The sequence below is a fragment of the Shimia sp. genome, assembly GCF_041624275.1.
GTDB lineage: Bacteria > Pseudomonadota > Alphaproteobacteria > Rhodobacterales > Rhodobacteraceae > Shimia.
In genome coordinates this window covers 1-2,821 of record NZ_JBFJVE010000273.1, presented here as the reverse complement: position 1 = coordinate 2,821, position 2,821 = coordinate 1, and the positions used below count along the sequence as shown (strand labels likewise).

Annotated in this window: 3 protein-coding genes; all 3 read left to right on the top strand. The window is 70.7% G+C overall.

Annotation, left to right across the window (positions count from 1 at the left end):
- On the top strand, positions 1-880 hold an 880-nt coding region (locus tag ABZD10_RS14930; protein ID WP_372887719.1), incomplete at its 5' end, for a glycosyltransferase family 4 protein.
- An 87-nt stretch (positions 881-967) separates the two neighbouring features.
- Positions 968-2,509 carry an FGGY-family carbohydrate kinase gene (locus tag ABZD10_RS14925; RefSeq protein ID WP_372887717.1) on the top strand — a complete coding sequence of 514 codons (1,542 nt, stop codon included), beginning with the start codon at positions 968-970 and terminating at the stop codon, positions 2,507-2,509.
- Positions 2,510-2,520: 11 nt separating this feature from the next.
- The coding region (locus ABZD10_RS14920; protein WP_372887715.1) for a CDP-alcohol phosphatidyltransferase family protein at positions 2,521-2,821 on the top strand (301 nt) is incomplete at its 3' end.

Genomic DNA, 2,821 nt, shown 5'->3' with positions numbered 1-2,821 from the left:
TCTGCGCGACCTGCGGTCCTGGGGCGCCGAGATGGTGCATCTGCACACCCCATGGACGCCGATGCTGGCCTGGCAGATCTGGCGCGGGCTGCGGCTGCCCTCGGTGGCGACCTTCCATGCCACGCTGCCGGAGGGCGGCGGGTTTGACCCCTTCCGCGCCTATATCCGTTTTGCCGCCCGCTATTTCCACAAGCGGCTCGATGCCATCGTCGTCCCCTCCGAGGCGCCGCGCGCCCAGTGGCGGGCGCTGGGCGTCGATCCCTTGCCTGCCATCCTGCCGCCGGTGATCGACCTTGCGCGCTGGCGCGCCGCCCGGCAGGCGCGGCCGACGGGGCCACATCTGCTGTTCATGGGCCGGCTGGAAGAGCGCAAGGGGGTGCGGGTTCTGCTCGAGGCCTGGCCGGCGATCGCCGCCGCCCTGCCCGGGGCGCGGCTGACCATTGCCGGGGCGGGGGCGCTGGAGGCGCCTCTGCGCAAGATGGCCGAGGTGGCGGCGCTGCGCGATGTCACCTTCCTGCCACCGCCGTCGCGCGCCGGGGCCCCGGCGCTGGTGGCCAGCGCCGATTTCTTCGTTGCCCCGGCGACGGGCGGCGAGAGTTTCGGCCTGGTGCTGACCGAGGCCATGGCCGCCGGGGCGCTGCCGGTGGCGGCCGCCAATGCCGGCTATGCCACGGTGATGAACGGCGCGGGGCGCGACCTTCTGGTGCCGCCGGGGGACAGCGCTGCGCTGAGCGCCAAGGTGATCGAACTGGCCCGCGATCCCGCGCTTTGCAAGCGCCTGGCGCGCTGGGCGGATCAGCGCGCCGCCGCCTTCGACGTCGCCGCCGTCGGCCCGCGGTTCCTGAGCCTGTACGAAACCGCGCTGACGGCGCGGAAATAGCCTCGGGCAGGGCCGGAAACCGGCGCCGGCATGTTGCCTTCGCGCGCGGTTTCGTGCCAGCTTGCGGCATCCAGATCGGGGGGCGAAGTGCGACAGGGCGAGTTTGTGATTTCCGCCGATTTCGGCACTTCTGCGGTCAAGCTCGGCGTCGTCGACGGTGATCTGAAGCTGCTGGCGAAAGCCACCGAGGCCTATCCGCTGCATCTTGCTGCCGGCGGCATCGCCGAGCAGAACCCGGCCGATCTCTGGGCGGCGCTGGCCCGCGCGGTGGCGCAGTTGCGCCAAGAGGTGCCGAACCTTGCCGAGCGCGCCTCGGTGCTGGTATTTTCCAGCCAGATCTGCGGCGTGATCTGTGCCGACGAAAACGGCGCAGCGCTGCGGCCCTGCCTGACATGGCTCGACAAGCGGGCGGCGCAGATCGGCCGCGATCTGGTCGGCGGCTTTCCCTCGCTGCATGGCTATCAGCTGCTGAAGCTGGCGCGCTGGCTGCGCATCGCCAACGGGGCACCGGCCAAGAACGGCATGGACCCGACGGCCAAGATCCTGTGGCTGAAACGGAACGAACCCGAGGTTTTTGCCCGCACCCGCTGGTTTCTCGACGTCAAGGACTGGTTGGTGCACCGCGCCACCGGGCGGTTCACCTCGAGCGCCGAAAGCGCCAATCTGACCTGGCTGCTGGACACCCGGCCCGGGCGCGAGGGCTGGTCGGAAACACTGGCCCGGGCCACCGGCATTCCGATCGCCCGCATGCCCGAGATCGTCGATGCCGATGCCCCGGTCGAGAGGCTGACGCCGCAGTCGGCGGCCGAGCTTGGCCTGCGGGCCGATACCGTGGTGCTGGGGGGCACCTCGGATGTGACCGCGGCGGCGCTGGGCTCGGGCGAGGTCGAGGATGGCGCGCTGCATATCAGTGCCGCGACCAGCTGCTGGATTTCCGGGTTCATGGACGGGCGGCGGCTCGATGTCGGCCATTCCTATGCCACCATCGCCAGCGGGCTGAACTATCGCCCCCTGTTGATCGCCAGCCAGGAAAACGCCGGTTCGGCGATGGAATGGGCGGTGCGCATCAGCGGTGGCGCCACCGAGGGCGAGGCGCTGGCCGGCGCCTTCGAGGACATGGGCGCGCCGCAACCCGACGACCCCTATTTCGTGCCCTGGCTGGCCGGCGAGAGGGTGCCGGTCGACAATGATCGTCTGCGCGGCGCCTTCCACGGCCTGTCTCTGCATCACGACCCGCGCGCCCTGCGCCGCGCGGCGGTCGAGGGCGTGGCGCTGAACATCCTGTGGTCCTATCGCAGCGTGGCGCGCCAGAAGGGGGTGCGGCTGGACGGGCCGCTGTCGATGGTCGGCGGCGTGGCCGCCAACCCGGCCTTTGCCCAGACCGTTGCCGACACGCTGAACCGCCCGGTGCGGGTCGGCGAGGCGCGCCATGCCGGGGTTCTGGGCACCGCGACCCTGGCGGCCCGAACCCTTGGCTGGGCGGCGGACAGTTTTGCCGCGGCGGCGCGGTTGAAGACCCACACCACCGCCGAATACAGCCCCGAGCCGGCGCGGGTCGAAGCGCTGGCGCTGCGCGGCGCCCGGTTCGACCGCATCCGCCGCAACCTGATCCGCAGCTATCGCGCCTGAAGGACATCGCCATGATCGACGGTCTCATCAAATCGAAAATCGACCCCCTGTGGGAAGCCATGTCGACGCCGCTGGTCAAGGCCGGCTTCACCCCCAATCAGGTGACCTTTGCCGGGCTGGTGCTGATCGTGCTGGCCTCGCTGGCCTATCTCTGGCACGGCGCGCCGCTGGTCTACGGGCTGACGCTGGCGCTGTCCTTCGCCTTTGACGCGCTTGACGGCGCGGTGGCGCGGCGGCGCGACATGCGCAGCCACGCGGGGGGCTATTTCGATGCCGTCGTCGACCGCTATCAGGAACTGGCAGTGCTGGCGA